The 14,488-nt window shown below is 72.9% G+C and carries 13 protein-coding genes; 7 read left to right on the top strand and 6 right to left on the bottom strand.

Features of this window, described 5'->3' with window-relative positions; all coding sequences use genetic code 11:
* Window positions 1-66 precede the first annotated feature (66 nt).
* The 3 genes from AAC944_RS35040 to pstS all read left to right on the top strand — a co-directional run bounded on the left by AAC944_RS35040 (window position 67) and on the right by pstS (window position 4,428).
* On the top strand, window positions 67-1,266 hold the full coding sequence (locus AAC944_RS35040; protein WP_030613737.1) for an alpha/beta hydrolase: 1,200 nt from the start codon (window positions 67-69) through the stop codon (window positions 1,264-1,266).
* A 117-nt stretch (window positions 1,267-1,383) separates the two neighbouring features.
* Entirely contained in the window at window positions 1,384-3,105 is a 1,722-nt protein-coding gene (locus tag AAC944_RS35035) for a chitinase (RefSeq protein WP_030613733.1), read from the top strand.
* Between the two features lie 180 nt (window positions 3,106-3,285).
* A complete protein-coding gene (gene pstS / locus AAC944_RS35030; protein ID WP_030613731.1) occupies window positions 3,286-4,428 on the top strand; it encodes a phosphate ABC transporter substrate-binding protein PstS in 1,143 nt (380 codons plus the stop codon).
* A 119-nt stretch (window positions 4,429-4,547) separates the two neighbouring features.
* On the opposite strand, the gene AAC944_RS35025 is transcribed toward pstS, so the two are convergent.
* The gene (locus AAC944_RS35025) at window positions 4,548-4,901 is read right to left on the bottom strand and encodes an SH3 domain-containing protein (protein ID WP_030613728.1); all 354 of its coding nucleotides are present in this window, start codon (window positions 4,899-4,901) and stop codon (window positions 4,548-4,550) included.
* Window positions 4,902-5,128: 227 nt separating this feature from the next.
* Here AAC944_RS35025 and AAC944_RS35020 point away from each other — a divergent pair, with 227 nt between their 5' ends.
* Window positions 5,129-5,833, top strand: a complete 705-nt coding sequence (locus AAC944_RS35020; RefSeq protein ID WP_030613723.1) for a response regulator transcription factor — start codon at window positions 5,129-5,131, stop codon at window positions 5,831-5,833.
* Window positions 5,830-7,470, top strand: coding sequence for a sensor histidine kinase (locus AAC944_RS35015; RefSeq protein ID WP_030613720.1), 1,641 nt, complete (start codon window positions 5,830-5,832; stop codon window positions 7,468-7,470). The genes AAC944_RS35020 and AAC944_RS35015 overlap by 4 nt, the downstream gene beginning before the upstream one ends.
* A gap of 55 nt (window positions 7,471-7,525) precedes the next feature.
* On the opposite strand, the gene AAC944_RS35010 is transcribed toward AAC944_RS35015, so the two are convergent.
* The 4 genes from AAC944_RS35010 to AAC944_RS34995 are packed head-to-tail and all read right to left on the bottom strand — an operon-like array spanning window position 7,526 to window position 11,500.
* Window positions 7,526-8,737 (bottom strand): ABC transporter permease, encoded by a 1,212-nt coding sequence (locus AAC944_RS35010; protein ID WP_030613717.1) that lies wholly within the window; start codon window positions 8,735-8,737, stop codon window positions 7,526-7,528.
* The gene (locus tag AAC944_RS35005; protein ID WP_051871695.1) at window positions 8,734-9,480 is read right to left on the bottom strand and encodes an ABC transporter ATP-binding protein; all 747 of its coding nucleotides are present in this window, start codon (window positions 9,478-9,480) and stop codon (window positions 8,734-8,736) included. Before AAC944_RS35005 ends, AAC944_RS35010 begins: the two co-directional genes overlap by 4 nt.
* A complete protein-coding gene (locus AAC944_RS35000) occupies window positions 9,477-10,907 on the bottom strand; it encodes a peptidoglycan-binding protein (protein ID WP_051871694.1) in 1,431 nt (476 codons plus the stop codon). The genes AAC944_RS35005 and AAC944_RS35000 overlap by 4 nt, the downstream gene beginning before the upstream one ends.
* 14 nt (window positions 10,908-10,921) lie before the next feature.
* Entirely contained in the window at window positions 10,922-11,500 is a 579-nt protein-coding gene (locus AAC944_RS34995) for a hypothetical protein (RefSeq protein WP_030613709.1), read from the bottom strand.
* 431 nt (window positions 11,501-11,931) lie between these two features.
* Between AAC944_RS34995 and AAC944_RS34990 the strand changes: the two genes are divergently transcribed.
* On the top strand, window positions 11,932-12,483 hold the full coding sequence (locus AAC944_RS34990) for a MarR family winged helix-turn-helix transcriptional regulator (protein ID WP_063759926.1): 552 nt from the start codon (window positions 11,932-11,934) through the stop codon (window positions 12,481-12,483).
* A gap of 115 nt (window positions 12,484-12,598) precedes the next feature.
* A complete protein-coding gene (locus AAC944_RS34985; RefSeq protein ID WP_030613704.1) occupies window positions 12,599-13,957 on the top strand; it encodes an MFS transporter in 1,359 nt (452 codons plus the stop codon).
* Here the strand turns inward: AAC944_RS34985 and AAC944_RS34980 are convergent.
* On the bottom strand, window positions 13,935-14,483 hold the full coding sequence (locus tag AAC944_RS34980; protein ID WP_078888523.1) for a GNAT family N-acetyltransferase: 549 nt from the start codon (window positions 14,481-14,483) through the stop codon (window positions 13,935-13,937). The two genes, AAC944_RS34985 and AAC944_RS34980, sit on opposite strands and share 23 nt — an antisense overlap.
* Between the last annotated feature and the right edge of the window lie 5 nt (window positions 14,484-14,488).

The following is a 14,488-nucleotide window of genomic DNA, read 5'->3' as shown; positions in this document are numbered from 1 at the left end:
CCCGCCGTAGAGGCGTTGCCGGGCGGCCCGGCCCCGGACGTCTCGACGTGTGGGAGTGATGGGTGCATGGGGCTGACCAGCCAAGCGCTCGTATCCGCGGTGGCGGTGGCCGCCGTGCTCTGTGTGGTCCTCACGGTGTGGGGCTGGCCTCGGCTGGCCGGGCGCGGGCTCCGGCCCGTGCTGGGCCGGCTCGCCTCGATCGCCGTCACCCAGCTCGCGATCGTCTGCGCGCTGGCCCTGGGCGTCAACTCCGCTTTCGAGTTCTACGGCTCGTGGGACGAGCTGCTCGGACGCAACGAGCAGGCGCCGGTGTCGGTCATCCGGCACCACGGCCGGGACGTGGCCGCCGGGGTGCGGGGCGGGCTGGTGCAAGCGGCCGGGCCGCAGGGCCTGGACCGGGTGACGGGGCTGCCCGCGGGCCCGCCGGAGAAGGCCGGCAAGGTGGAGTCCGTACGGATCATGGGGCGCCGTACCAGGGTGGCGAATCCGGCCTTCGTCTATCTGCCGCCGCAGTACTTCCAACGCCAGTTCCACCGGCAGCGGTTCCCCGTCATCGTCGCGATCAGCGGCTATCCCGGCGGCATCATGAATCTCGCGCAGTACCTCCAGGTGCCGCAGACCGCGGGGCGGCTGATCGCGCGGCACGCGATGCAGCCGACCGTCGTGGTGATGATCCGACCGACCATCGCGCCGCCGCGGGACACCCAGTGCGTGGACGTGCCCGGCGGGCCGCAGGCCGAGACGTTCTTCACCAAGGACCTGCCGGACGCGCTGAAGTCGGCCTACCGCGTCGGCCACGACCCGAGCGCCTGGGGAGCCCTCGGCTACTCCTCCGGTGGCACCTGCGCCCTCGAACTCGCCCTGCGCAACCCCGGTGTCTACACCTCTGCGGTCGCCCTCTCCGCCGACTACCGGATCCGGGACGACCTGACCACCGGCAGTCTCTTCGGGTCCGGGCCGCGGGCGGCCCAGCGGCAGCGCGAGCACGACCTGTTCTGGCGGCTGGCGCACCGGCCGGTGCCGCGGATCTCCGTGCTGGTGGCCAGCAGCAGGCGGGGCGAGCCCGGTTACGCCGACACGATGCGGTTCGTGCGTGCGGCGAAACCGCCGATGACCGTGGACTCCATCGTCCTGCCCCGGGGCAGCCACCACTTCACGACCTGGCGGCAGGAGATCACTCCGGCGATGCGGTGGATGGGCGGCGAGCTGACCTTCCCGCAGGACGTGGCGCCCCGGCCGCGGAAGAGCGACCGGCCCTCGCGGTGACCCTTGACAACAGCATTGGTCTGAACCATTTTTAGCGCAGACACGGTGGCCGCCGTCTCCTGAACCGTCCCGGGACGCCTCCCGCGGACGCCTCCCTTTCCTGCAGCGGAGACAGCCATGCCCCGTACCGCAAGAGTCAGACCCGCCCGGCACAGACGGTGGCGCACCACCGTGCTCGCGGCCCTCGCGGCCGCCGCGTTCGCGGCGGGCGGCGTCCAGGCGGCCGCAGCGCCGGCGGCCGACGTCAACGTCGCCAAGAACTCCGGCTACGAGTCGGGCCTGACCAACTGGACCTGCTCGAACGGCAGCGGCACGACCGTCACGAGCCCCGTGCACGGTGGTACGAGCGCCCTGAAGGCCACCCCGGCCGGCTCCGACAACGCCAGGTGCTCCCAGACCGTGGCGGTCAAGCCCGGCTCGACGTACAAGCTCAGCGCGTACGTCCAGGGCGCGTACGTCTACCTCGGCGCATCGGGCACCGGTACCACCGACGTGTCGACCTGGACGCAGGGCGGTTCCGACTGGCAGCAGCTGAACACGAGCTTCACCACCGGGCCGAACACCACGTCCGTGACCGTCTACACGCACGGCTGGTACGGGCAGGCCGCCTACTTCGCCGACGACCTCAGCGTCTTCGGGCCCGACGGCGGAGGCGGCACCGACCCGGTGCCCGGCGTGCCCGCCACCCCGGCCGGCCTCACCGTCACCACCGTGACCTCCTCCTCGGTCGCGCTCTCCTGGAACGCCGCCAAGGACGCCACCGGCTACACCGTCTACCGCGACGGCACCAAGGTGCAGGCCGTCAGCGGCACCTCGGCGACGGTCACCGGCCTCAGCCCGGCCACCGCGTACCGCTTCCAGGTGGCGGCCACCAACGCGGCCGGTGAATCCGCCAAGTCGGCCCAGGTCACCGCCACCACGGCACCCGACGGCGGCTCCGGCGGCAACCCGGCGGTGCCCAAGCACGCGGTCACCGGCTACTGGCAGAACTTCAACAACGGCGCCGCCGTCCAGAAGATCAGCGACGTACCGGGCCAGTACGACATCATCGCCGTCTCCTTCGCCGACGCCACCAGCACGCCCGGTGCCGTCACCTTCAACCTCGACACCGCGGGCCTGAACGGCTACACCGTCGAGCAGTTCAAGGCCGACATCAAGGCCAAGCAGGCGGCCGGCAAGACGGTCGTCATCTCGGTCGGCGGCGAGAAGGGCACCGTCTCCGTCAACGACGCGGCCTCCGCCACGAACTTCGCGAACAGTGTGTACGCGCTGATGCGGGAGTACGGCTTCAACGGCGTCGACATCGACCTGGAGAACGGCCTCAACCCCACCTACATGACGCAGGCACTGCGCTCCCTGTCGCAGAAGGCGGGCAGCGGCCTCGTCATCACCATGGCACCGCAGACCATCGACATGCAGTCCACATCGGGCAGCTACTTCAGGACGGCGCTGAACATCAAGGACATCCTGACCGTCGTCAACATGCAGTACTACAACAGCGGCTCGATGCTCGGCTGCGACGGCAAGGTCTACAGCCAGGGCTCGGTGGACTTCCTGACCGCGCTGGCCTGCATCCAGCTCGAAGGCGGGCTGGACCCCTCGCAGGTCGGGATCGGCGTGCCCGCCTCCACGCGCGGGGCCGGCAGCGGCTACGTGGCACCGAGCGTCGTCAACGCCGCGCTGGACTGCCTCACCAAGGGCACCGGCTGCGGTACCTTCAAGCCCGCCAAGACCTACCCCACCCTGCGCGGCGCGATGACCTGGTCCACCAACTGGGACGCGACCAGCGGCAACGCCTGGTCCAACGCGGTCGGGCCGCACGTGCACGCACTGCCGTAGCGGCAGCCCGCACGGCGCCCGTACGAGAGCGGGCGAGGCGCCGTTCACCTGACCGTGACCCAGAGATCACCTTCCGTTCGCCCGGACGACACTCACCCCGTACGAAAGATCGGCGAGCATTCATGCGCAGTTCGTTGTGTCGAGGTGAGTGTCGCGTGTGGCGCCGTGAGGGGAACAGAAGTGCAGAGCCGACGTCGGGTCCGTAGGGCGCGTACGAGCCGATGGAGCACTCTGCTCGCCGGGGCCTGCGCGGGCACCCTGCTGCTCGCCGGGTGCGGGGCGCAGGCCACCGGTGACGCGGACGGCAGCCGCCGGGAAGCGGAGCCGGTGGCCGCCGACATCGACTGCGTGGGCCAGGGCAAGGTACGCGGCTCCGGCTCGACGGCGCAGCAGAACGCGATGGAGCACTGGATCGACGAGTACCAACGGGCCTGCCGCGGCACCCGGATCGCCTACAACCCGCTGGGGTCGGGGGCGGGCGTCGCGCAGTTCCAGCGGCGGGCGACGGCGTTCGGCGGCACCGACGGCGTGCTGAGCGACCAGGAGATCAAGTGGTCGCGGGACACCTGCCAGGGCGGCCGGGCCATCCATCTCCCGATGGTCGGCGGCCCGATCGCCATCGGGTTCAACCTGCCCGGCGTGGACCATCTGGTGCTGGACGCGCCGACCCTCGCGAAGATCTTCGATGCGCGCATCACCACCTGGGACGACCCGGCCGTCAAGAAGCTGAACCCCGGTACGGAGCTGCCCTCCCTGCCGATCCGGCCGATGCACCGCTCGGACGACTCCGGCACCACCCAGAACTTCCAGGACTACCTGGCCGGCGCGGCGCCCGGTGCCTGGCCGCACCCCGTCGACAAGTCGTGGCAGGGCAAGGGCGGCGGAGCCGGGAGCGGGTCCTCCCGCATCGCGTCGGAGGTGTCCTCCTCGCCCGGCACCATCGGCTACTTCGAGCTGTCCTTCGCCGCCTCCCGGAAGATCACCACGGTCAGCATCGGCACGGGCGCGGGCGAGCCGGTGGCACCCACCACGGAGACCGCCTCGGCCGGCATCGGCGCCGCGGAGATCGTCGGGGAGGGCAACGACAAGACGCTCGCCTTCGACTACGACGCGCCGAAGGCCGGCGCGTACCCCATCGTCCTGATGACCTACGAGATCGTCTGCGACAAGGGGAACCAGGCCGCTTCGCTGCCTGCGCTGAAGTCGTTCCTGAGCTACACCGCGGGCGCCGAGGGGCAGAAGCACCTCGCCGCGCTCCACTACGCCCCGCTCCCGGCCGCGGTCGCCAAGGAGGTCCGCCGGGCCGTCCGTACGCTGTCCTGAGACACCAGCTGTTCTGAGACATCAGCTGTCCTGGAACACCAGCTGTTCCGAAACACCAGGGGCGGCCCCGGCGGAGCCGCCCCTGGCAGTACTGTGCGGTGCGGTCGGACCGCGTGTGATCAGAAGCCGCAGTACACGCTGGAGCCGTAGTCGCTCAGCAGGTCATCGCGGACCCAGCCGGAGGTCCCCGTGCTGTCGTTTCTGAGGTACGTCCAGGTGTAGTCGCCGGCAACGGTGTAGCAGTGGTAGTCGAGGCGGTGTCCGGAGTAGGCGATGCCGCGGACGGCACAGCTGGTGCTGGAGCCGCTGCGCTGGTTGGCTCCGTCGGCCGTGGCGTTCCAGGCGCTGCTGTCCTTGTCGGCGGCGGTCTTGCCGCAGGAAGCGGCGGCGGTCGCCGGGGTGGCGAGGGTCATCGGGATGCAGGCGGCCACCGCCGCGATCACGGGCAGGGCGGCGGCGATTCGGCGCTTCATTCTTCCCCCAGAGATGTTTTGTTGTCGGCACCGTCCCGCGTGCCGGGTGGCTTCCGGGCGAGAGCAGTGACCACTGCATCGTGTGGGATGCACGTGGCGTTAGTACGATCCTGTTCTGAACATGGCGAAGAAAGCATTCCGCCCCGGAGCGTCCGATTTCGGGTGTCTGCGCGGCTGAAAACGCGCTACGGGAAGACAAATAGGCACAAGGCGTGAGGAGAGGCTTGTTGAGCGCTCGCATACTGGTCGCCGAGGACGACGTGAAACAGGCGCGCCTGATCCGGATCTACCTGGAGCGGGAGGGGAACGAGGTACAGACGGTCGGGGACGGCCGCGCCGCCATCGACCGGGCCCGCTCCTCCCGGCCCGACCTCATCGTGCTCGACGTGATGATGCCGGGCGTCGACGGGCTCGACGTCTGCCGCATTCTGCGGGCCGAGTCCCAGGTGCCCATCCTGCTCCTCACCGCGCGCACCACCGAGGAGGACATGCTGCTGGGCCTGGACCTCGGGGCCGACGACTACCTGACCAAGCCGTACAGCCCGCGGGAACTGACCGCCCGGGTCCGGGCGTTGTTACGGCGGGCGAAGGCGGCCGGGCATACGGAGCCCACCGTGCTGACGGTCGGGGACCTGGAGGTCGACACCGCCCGCTTCGAGGTGCGGATCTCCGGCGAGCCGGTGGTGCTGACCGGCAAGGAGTTCGCCATTCTGACCGTGCTCGCGGGCGAGCCCGGACGCGCTTTCACCCGGGCCCAGATCATCGACCGGGTCTTCGGCTTCGACCAGAACGTGCTGGAACGCACCGTCGACGCGCATGTGATGAACCTGCGGCGGAAGCTGGAGAAGGGCGGCCGCGAGGGCGCGCGGTACGTCGAGACCGTGTACGGACGGGGATACCGGCTGGCCGTGCCGCAGGGTGAGGAGCGGTGAGCTTCCGGCTGCGGGCGCTCGCCCTGCTGATGCTCGTCGCGATGGCCGCCACGGCCGCGACCGCCTGGCTGACCTGGCGTCAGGCGACCCGCCAGGCAGCCGATTCCGTCACCGCGGGACGGCAGGTGGTGTCCCGGATCACCGGTGAACTCCACGCGTACGGGTACGCGCACGGCACCTGGGAAGGGCTCTCCCCCACGGTGAGCCGGCTGGCGAAGGAGACCGGCCAGCGCATCTGGGTGGCCACGGAGGCCGACGAACTGCTCGCCGACTCCGACGCGCTCACCGGCCACGAGCCCCGCGCGGTGAGCCGGCAGCCCCCAGTCCTGGTCGACCCGCGCCCCACGCTGCGGCTGCCGACGGACAAGGTGCCACTGGCCTCCGTCAAGCGCACGGTCACCGCGATCGGCGAGTACCGGGCGGCCGCGGCCTACGCGGCCTGCCTGACCCGGGCCGGGGCGAAGGTGACGGCCCGGCCGGACAGCACCGGCGTCCCCCGGATCAGCACGGACCGGCCGCCGCCCGCGCAGTGCGAGGAGCCGGCCGCGGCCTCGGACCCGAAGGCGGCCCAGGACCATGCGGCGGTCCGCCCGTGCGAGTCCGAGCGGCGGTTCGCCGGCTGTCTGCAGCGGACCTTCGACGAGCGGGTCGGCACGGCGGCGCCGCCCCGGCTCCAGGTCCGCCTGGGCGTACGCGACGAGTCCCCGCCCACCCTGGCCGCCGCACCCACCGTCGCCGTCGCGGCCGGCGTGGCCCTCGCCGCCATCCTCGGCGCCCTCCTGCTCAGCAGGGCCGTCCTGCGTCCGGTCCGCGCCCTGACGCTGGCGGCCCGGGGCCTGGGGGAAGGCGAGCTGGGGCGACGCGTCCCGGTCTCCGGGCGGGACGAGATCGCCGAGCTGGGGCGTGCGTTCAACCGGATGGCCGACTCCCTCCAGGCCGGCGAGGCCCGCCAGCGCCGGATGACCGGCGACATCGCGCACGAGCTGCGCACCCCGCTCGCCAATCTGCGCGGCTACCTGGAGGCCCTGCGGGACGGCGTCGTGGAGCCGACGCCCGAACTCCTGGAATCCCTGCACGAGGAGGCGATGCTCCAGCAGCGCATCGTGGACGACCTGCAAGACCTGGCGCTGGCCGAGGCCGGTGCGCTCACCTACCACCGCACCGACGTCGAACTGGGCGAGCTGCTGGAGACCTGCCGTACCGCGCACCGCACGCAGGCCGAGAACGCCGGTGTCGCGCTGGAACTGGCGGCGCCGGAACGGGTGTACGCGGTCGCCGACGCCGACCGGCTGCGCCAGGTCGTCGGCAATCTCGTCGGGAACGCGCTGCGGGCCACGCCGCCGGGCGGCACCGTGACGCTGAGCGTGACCGGGCGCGGCGGTACGGCGGTCATCGAGGTGCGGGACACCGGGACGGGCATCCCCGCCGAGGACCTGCCGCACCTCTTCGACCGTTTCTGGCGCGCCGACGCGGCGCGGGGCCGCGCCACCGGCGGCAGTGGGCTGGGGCTGTCCATCGCCCGGCAGATCGTGACCGACCACGGGGGGACGATCGAGGTGGCGAGCACGGTCGGGGCCGGGACGGTCTTCACGGTCACGCTCGGCGGGGTGCCGGCGGTACCGGCGGACGCGGGCTGACGGGGGCCGGTGCGGCTCGGGGTCCGGCCCCCGTGTCAGGCGGCCGGACCCCGGCTCAGGACCCCGCGAGCGCGGTGGTGGGAGCGAGCCGGCCGGCCCGTACGGCCGGGTAGAGGCCGGCGATCGCCCCGATCAGCAGCGTGACGGCGATACCCGCGCCCGCTGCCCACACCGGTACCTCGGTCGGCCAGCCCCGTACGTACGCGTAGCCGGCGGTGATGACCGTGCCCAGCACCGTTCCGCCGAGGCCGCCCAGCGCGGACAGCAGCAGCGACTCGGCGACGAACTGGCCCCTGATCTGGCCGCTGGTGGCGCCCAGCGCCCGGCGCAGGCCGATCTCCGGGCGGCGTTCCAGCACCGAGATCACCATGGTGTTGCCGACCCCGACCCCGCCCACGAGCAGCGCGACCCCGCCGAGGCCGAGCAGCAGCCCGGTCAGCGCGGACTCGGTGGCCTCGCGCGCCGCGAGCGCGTCGGAGGGCCGGGAGACCAGCACCTCGTTCGGCTTCGCCGGGTTCGCGGTCGCCGCGAGGACGTCCCGCACCGCCGCCACCCGGTCGTCCCGGGCGCGTACGTAGACGGTCGACGGGTGGCCGTCGAAACGCAGGTACGTCCGTGCCGCCTGCCGGCCGACCAGCGCCGAGCTGTCGATCTCGGGCGCGAGCGGCGCCGGTTCCAACACGCCGACCAGCGAGAACCACGTGCCGCCCAGCCACAGCCGGGTGCCCGGGGTGTACGCGTCCAGCCGCCGGGCCGCCTGGGCGCCGAGCACCACCGCCGGGTACTCCTCGGTCGCCGACGCGAGCCACCGGCCCGTACGGACCTTCCCCCCGATCGCCGGCAGCAGTTCCGGCTCGGCGGCGGCCACCTGGACGCTGCTGGTCCGCCCCGGCGGCATGTGCTCATTGCGGTAGACCGCGGCACCGTCGACCGTGCCGACCGCCGCCACCTGCCGCACCGGGCCGATCCGCCGGATCATCGGTACCGCCTCCTCCGGCAGCCGGGTCTTCTTGCCGTCGGGGGTCTGTCCGGGCGCGACGCGCAGCATGTTGGTGCCGAGCGCGTCGAGCCTGCGGTCGACCTCCGCCCGGCTGGAGCTGGAGATGCCGACGACGGCGACCATCGCGGCCACTCCGATCGCGATGCCCAGCGCGGAGAGGAACACCCGCAGCGGGCGGGTACGCAGTCCGGTGCCGCCGAGCCGGAGGAGGTCGGCGGGGCTCAGCCGGGCGGGCCGCAGCGACGCGGCATGCCGGGCGCGGCTCATCGCGGCACCTCGCCGTGGGGAGCCGTACGTCCGCTGTCCGCGACGATCCGGCCGTCGCGCATCTCCACCCTCCGGTCGAACACCGCCGCCATCTCCCGGTCGTGCGTGATGACCACCACCGTCGTGCCGGCGGCGTGCAGGTCCCGCAGCAGCTCCAGCACCGCGGCTCCGGAGGCCGAGTCGAGGTTGCCGGTGGGCTCGTCGGCGAGCAGCAGGGCCGGTGCGCCGATCACCGCGCGGGCGACCGCGGCCCGCTGCCGCTCACCGCCGGAGAGCTGGTGCGGAAGGTGCCCGGTACGGTGGTCGAGCCCGACCCGGGCCAGCGCCTCCGCCGCCCTGCGCCGCCGCTCCCGCAGCGGCACGCCCGCGTACAGCAGCCCGTCGGCGACGGTGTCCAGTACGGGCACCCCCACGGCCAGGTGGAACTGCTGGAAGACGAAGCCGATGCGCTGCGCCCGTAGTGCGGAGACCTCCCGGTCGGACAGTTCGGCGACCGGGTGGCCGTCCACGGTGACCCGGCCGCCGGACGGCCGGTCGAGCGTGCCCATCAGATGCAGCATGGTCGACTTGCCCGAGCCGGAGTGGCCGACGACGCAGACCAGTTCGCCGTACTCGATGACCAGGTCCACGCCGTCGACGGCGGTGACGTGGCCGGGGTAGGTCTTCGAGACGGCGTCGAACTCGACGACGGGGGTACGGAGCCGGGCTTCGGCCGCGGCCGGTGTGCGGGTTGCCGAGGTCATTCGGGAATCCTCACCTTCATGCCCTCATGGACCTCGGGTCCGCTCACCTCGACCCGGCCGTCGGCGAACAGGCCGGTCTTGACGGGGACGAACCGGCCGGAGCCATCGGCGCCGTCCTCCGCACCGCCGCCGTCCGCGAGCTCCAGGCCGTGGCCGCCCTCGGCCAGGGCCACCAGCGCGGCGACCGGTACGGTCAGCACCCCCTTGCGCTGCTCGGCCACATAGCGGACGGTGACGGGGCCGCTCTCCATCCTGCCCAGCCCGTCCTGGTCCGCGAAGGTGATCACGACGGAGACGGTGGCCGCCTTGGCGCCCGAGCCGCCGCCGTCCGCGCCTTCGGCGTCGCCCTCGCCCGCGCCGGGCGCCGACGCGTCCTTGCCCACGCTGGCGACCTTGCCCTTCACGGCATGCCCGTCCGGCAGGTCCACCGTGACCTCGCTGCCGCGTTGCGCCCAGCCCGTCTCTGCGGCGGGGGCCTCCACCGTGACCATGCGGGAAGTACTGGTGTAGCTCAGCGGACTGCCGCCCGCCTCGGCCCCGACCCGTACGCCCGTGCCCGCGATCCGCACCGGGCCGGGCGCGTAGACGATGTCCCCGGCGGCGACCTTGCCGGTCTGCGGCACGCCGAGGTCCCGCTGCCAGCGCCGTACCGCGTCGGCGGTCAGCTGTGTGTACGTCTCGTCCACGGTGAAGCCCGCGTAGCCCAGTGCCCGCAGGTTGGTCTCGAACTGCTTGACGTCCATGCCGTGCAGGGGCGCCGGCTGACGCGCGGACGGGGGCCGGGGCAGCGTCGTGGGCTGCCGCTGGGCACCGCCCGCCTGGCCGGCCGCGGTGCCGGTGGGATCCTCGGGGTCGACGGCGCCGCCACCGCCGCCGTCGATGCTGTCACCGGCCGCGCCGCCGGTTCCCGTGCCGCCGCTGTCGTCGCTCGTGGCACCGCCGTCCTTGCCACTGCCGCCGGCCGGTTCCGCCGGCTCCGTCATGCCCAGGTCGCGGTACATGGGCAGGCTGCCGTAGAGGAGGGTGACCGGGCGGTCGTCGACGCGCAGCACCGACTCGCCGCGGCGTACCGTGCGGTCCGTCTCGGGCAGCCAGGTCACCGTGCCCTCCGCCTTGACCGGGAACGGCACCTCAGGCCCGTGGCCGAGCTGCCCGTCGATCTCGGTCTGGTCGGTGAGGGTGCCCCGGGTGACCGGTACGGTCCGGCCGCTCCTGCCCCGGTCCGCCTGACCGGCGTCCGGTCCGCCGCCGCCCAGCCCCAGGGCACCGACCGCGGTGACCCCGGCGACCAGGAGGATTCCGGCGCCCACGAGGACGGGGCCGCGTGCGCGCCGTCCGGTTCTCGGGCCGTCGGCACCGGCCGCCGCCTGCTCCTCGTCCGTGGCGGGCCGCTCCCCCGCCGCTTCCGTCTCTTCCTCGACGTTCACGGTTCGATGTCCCGTCAGCCCTTGGGGGTGGGTGCGTCGGACGGGATACCGATGATCGAGCCGCACTGCCGCGCGGCCCGCTTGGCGCCCGCCGACGTCGAGTCCCACTGGACGTCCCGGAAGTGGCCGTCCTCGCCCGTGTCGGGGAAGTCCGCGGCGCCGTGCTCCTGCATGCACGTGGCGTAGCGCCGGTTCTTCTCGATCTCTTCCTCGGAGAGCTCGGGCTGCTGTTCCTTCTGGACGCTCTCGGGAACGGGCAGGCTGAGGTCAGCACACTTCTCCTGTGCCTTCAGCGCCTTCTGGTCGCGCTTCCACTTGGCGTTGTCACCGAAGTCGACCTGCCCCTTGGCGTCGGGGTCCGGTACGTCGAGCCCTTCCTTCCGCAGGCACGCGACCCACTTGCGCTGTCCTTCGACGTACTCGGCCAGCTCGCTCGTGCCGCCCTTCGAAGTGCCGGCGCTGGGCTTGCCGTTCCCGGCGGACGCGATCTCGTCCCCCTCGTCCCCGCCGCCTCCGCACCCGGTCACCGTCAGCGCCACCACCGACACCGCACCGACCAGCAACCGTCCCCCGAACCACCGACGCGACGCCATCCCTGCGCTCCTCACCCCTCGGTCACGCCCGGCACACCGCGGCCGGACGCCGACGAAGGTAGAGCGGCACCTATGAAGGACCGATGAAGAAGCCGTCAAGAACTTCTCCGGTCCCCGCCGCCCTTCCGCCGGCCGCGGGGGCGGCTCGACAGCGGTACGGGGGCCGGCCAGGCGGTTGATGAGGAAGCCCGGGGCCGTGAGGACGGGCACCGCGAGCATGATGGTGGCGAGTTCGGCGGGGGTGCGGAGCAGTCCGAGGCCGACGGTGAGGGTGGGGGCGCCGGCGGTCAGGACCCGCCGCCGGTCGACGTGCGTGACCTGGGGCCGCATCCTGCGGTACGCACTGCCCGTGCGCTGACGCCGCCCGGGCGCCGCCCGCTCGCCCGTCCGCCTTCGGATGCATCGGCCATCTATTGAGCTATGCTGAAGAAATGTCCTACGGCGAAGAGGGCTCCCACGGTGAAGGGCTCGATCACGCAGCCGTCGAGCTGCGCAACAGCCTGATGCGCATCGCGCGCCGCCTCCGGGCGCAGCGTCCGCCCGGCGAGCTGACGCTCGGCGCGATGGCCGTACTGGGGCGGCTGGACCGCGACGGGCCGGCGACCGCGAGCGAGCTGGCCGCGGCGGAGCGCGTCACCCCGCAGTCGATGGCGCGCCCGGTGGCCAGACTCGTGGACCTGGGGCTGGTCGAGCGGCGCCCCGACCCGGCCGACGGGCGGCAGACGCTGCTGCACCCGACCGGCCGCGGCGTGGAGTTCCTCCGGGCCGACCGGGAGCGCCGGGACGTCTGGCTGGCCCGCGCGATGGCGACGCACCTGAACGACGTGGAACGCGACCTGCTCCGGCTGACCACCCGTCTGCTGGACCGCCTGGCCACCGCCCCCGACGACGCGGAGCCCGAGCCCCCGGACCGAAGCAGCGGCCCTCCGCCCCCCTCCCCCACGCGCCCCGAGAAGGACCACCCCGGTGCCCCCCTCCAGTGAGAAGTCCCCCGCTCCCCGTTCGTCGCGCGACGAGGTAGCCAGCACTGCTGAAGACCAGCCCGGCCGAGGCGGAGACAGCACCGCATCCCGGGCCCGGCCGCAGCTGCCGCAGCGCATGGTCGGCCCCATCGCCTTCGGCACGATCCTGCAGCCGCTGAACTCCTCGATGATCGCGGTGGCCCTGGTCGGCATCCAGGCGCACTTCGGAGCCGGGCACGCCACCGCCTGGCTGGTCTCCGGCCTCTACCTCGCCACCGCCGTGGCAGCTCCCGCCGCCGGCCGGCTCGCCGACACGCTCGGCCCGCGCAAGGTGTCGCTCGCCGGGCTCGTGCTGGTCGCGCTCGCCTCGCTCGCCGCCCCCTTCGCCCCGTCCGTCGGCGTACTGGTCGCCTGCCGCGTCGTCATCGGCATCGGCACCGCGGCCCAGTACCCGTGCGGGCTGGCCATGGTCCGCCGCGCCGCCGACCGGATGCGCGCGGATTCGCACAACGCGCTGGCGGCGCTGACGGTCTGCTCCCAGGTGATGGTCGCGCTCGGCCCGACGTTGGGCGGTGTACTGGTCGGCGGCTTCGGCTGGTCCGGCATCTTCTGGGCCAACGTGCCGCTGACGGTGATCGGCGCGACCGCCATCCTGCTGTGGGCCCCCGCCGACCCCGTACGCGGGACCAAGGCGCTGCGGCGCACCGTGGCGGAGCTGGACCTGCCCGGGATGCTGCTCTTCGTGGCCGCGATGGGCCTGCTGATGTACTGGCTGCTGTCGCTCGCGGAGACGCCGTACTGGTGGGCGCTGGGCGGGGCGGTGCTCGCCGGGCTGTGCACGGTGTGGCGCTCGCTGCGCGCGCCGGTGCCCTTCCTGGATCTGCGGCTGCTCTCGAACCGCGCGCTGTCCTTCACCTACGTACGGACCATCGCCACCTACACCGCGTACTACGGCATCTTCTACGGCCTGCCGCAGTGGCTGGAGGAGTCCCGGGATTTGGGCGCGTCCGGGACCGGCTTGGTGATGCTGCCGCTCGCGCTGATGGGCATCGTCTCCACGCTCACCGCCACGCGGGTGCAGAAGCGGCGCGGGCCCGGTCCGCTGCTGCTCATCGGTTCGGTGGTGCTCGCGGTGGGCGGGCTGCTGCTGACGCTGCCCACGCACGCCTCCCCGGTCTGGCTGCTGGTGGTGCTGTGCCTGGTGCTCGGCATCCCCAACGGATACAACTCGATGGCCAACCAGAACGCGGTCTACGAGGCCGCGCCCGCCGGACAGGCCGGCGCGGCGGGCGGGCTGTACCGCACCGCGCAGTACGTCGGCGCCAACCTCGCCTCGGCGATGCTCGCGCTGCTCATCGGCGCCCACTCCACCGACGGCGGGCTGCACCACACCGGGCTGGCGATCGCCGCGATCAGCGCCTGCCTCGCCGTCGCCGCGCTGGTGCGGATGCGGCGCGGCCGGGCGGGGCGCGTCAGTCCAGCGGCAGGCGCATGATCGTCAGGTCCAGCCAGCGGCCGAACTTGATACCGACCTCGCGCACCGTGCCGACGGTCTCGAAGCCGAACCGTTCGTGCAGGCGGATCGAGGCGGCGTTGCCGGCCTCGATGTCGGCGATCATGACGTGGTAGCCGGCCTGCCGCGCCGCCGGGACGAGGACGGTCAGCAGTGCGGAGCCGATCCCCAGGCCGTGCCGGTCCGTGCGGACGTAGACGGAGTTCTCCGCCGAGTGCCGGTAGCCCTCCAGCGCGCGCCAGGGCCCGTACACCGCGAACCCGACGACCTCGCCCGCGTACTCGGCCACGAACGCCGCGCCCCGCTCCAGGTACGCGGCGAACCAGGCGGCGCCCTCCGCCGTCGTCAGGGGCGTCTCGGTCCACAGGGCGGTCGAGTTCTTGACCGCGTCGTTACGGATGCCGAGCACGGCCTCCAGATCGCCGGGCCGCGCCGCGCGTACCGCCGCCGCGGCGGGCGCCGCTCCCGTCCCCGGTACCGCCACCCCGTTCTCATATATTGGATCCATGTCCA

Origin of the sequence: Streptomyces sclerotialus (assembly GCF_040907265.1) — a bacterium.
GTDB lineage: Bacteria > Actinomycetota > Actinomycetes > Streptomycetales > Streptomycetaceae > Streptomyces > Streptomyces sclerotialus.
Note: the sequence above shows the minus strand (reverse complement) of the source record. Positions and strands in the feature narration are given on the sequence as shown.